Here is a 1,040-nt window from a genome sequence, read left to right as displayed (position 1 = left end):
TCCAGCCAGTAGCGGTGGTGTTGGAAGGGGTAGGTGGGGAGGTGGTGGGGTTTGGTGGTGGGGTGGGGGTGGTGCCAGGTGGTGGGGTGGCCGTGGGTGTGGAGGTGGGCGAGGGAGTGGTGGAAGCGGTTGAGGGTGCCGTGGTCGCGGCGGAGGGTTTCGGTGATGAGGGTGTGGTGGGGGAGGGTGTCGGTGAGGGCGTGGGTGAGGACGGGGTGGGGGCTGATTTCGATGTAGGTGGTGTGGTGGTCGTGGTGGAGGAGGTTGAGGGTGGGGTGGAGTTGGACGGGGTTGGCGAGGTTGTCGTACCAGTAGGTGGCGTCGAGTTCGGTGGTGTCGTGGATGTGTTCGCCGCGGAGGGTGGAGTAGAAGGCGGTGTTGGTGGGTTGGGGGGTGATGTCGTGGAGGAGGTCGGTGAGGGTGGTTTTGAGGGTGTGGACGTGGGGGGTGTGTGAGGCGTAGTCGACGGGGATGGTGCGGGCGCGGATGTTGCGGGTGTTCAACTGGTCGACGAGGGTTTGGAGTTGGTGGGGGTTTCCGGCGATGACGGTGTTGGTGGGGCTGTTGTGTGCGGCGATGTGGAGGTCGTCGTAGTCGGTGAGGAGGGTTTGGGTGTGGTCGGGGGGGAGGGGGATGGAGGCCATGCCTCCGGTGCCGGCGAGGTGGGTGTGGATGGCTTGGGAGCGGAGGGTGATGATTTTCGCGGCGTCGTGGAGGGTGAGGGCGCCGGCGATGTGGGCGGCGGCGATTTCGCCTTGGGAGTGGCCGATGACGGTGTCGGGGTGGACGTTGTGGTGTTGCCAGAGGCGGGCGAGGGCGGTGTTGATGGCGAAGAGGGCGGGTTGGACGACGTCGACGCGGTCGAGGGGTGGGGTGTGGGGTTGGCCGGTGAGGACGTCGATGAGGTTCCAGTCGGTGAACTGGGCGATGGTGTCGGCGGCTTGGGTGAGGTGGTGGGCGAAGACGGGTGAGGTGGTGAGCAGGTCGCGGGCCATGCCGTCCCATTGCGAGCCCTGACCCGGGAACACGAACACCGTCTT

The 1,040-nt window shown here is 66.5% G+C and carries 1 protein-coding gene; it reads right to left on the bottom strand.

The features are described from left to right. A partial coding sequence (locus ACFYO2_RS49695) for an acyltransferase domain-containing protein (RefSeq protein WP_388364165.1) occupies positions 1 to 1,040 on the bottom strand: 1,040 nt, incomplete at both ends.

It is taken from the genome of Streptomyces sp. NPDC006602, from assembly GCF_042870385.1.
In the GTDB taxonomy this organism is placed as follows: domain Bacteria; phylum Actinomycetota; class Actinomycetes; order Streptomycetales; family Streptomycetaceae; genus Streptomyces.
The sequence above is the reverse complement of the archived record's forward strand: the minus strand, read 5'-3'. Positions and strand labels throughout refer to the sequence as shown.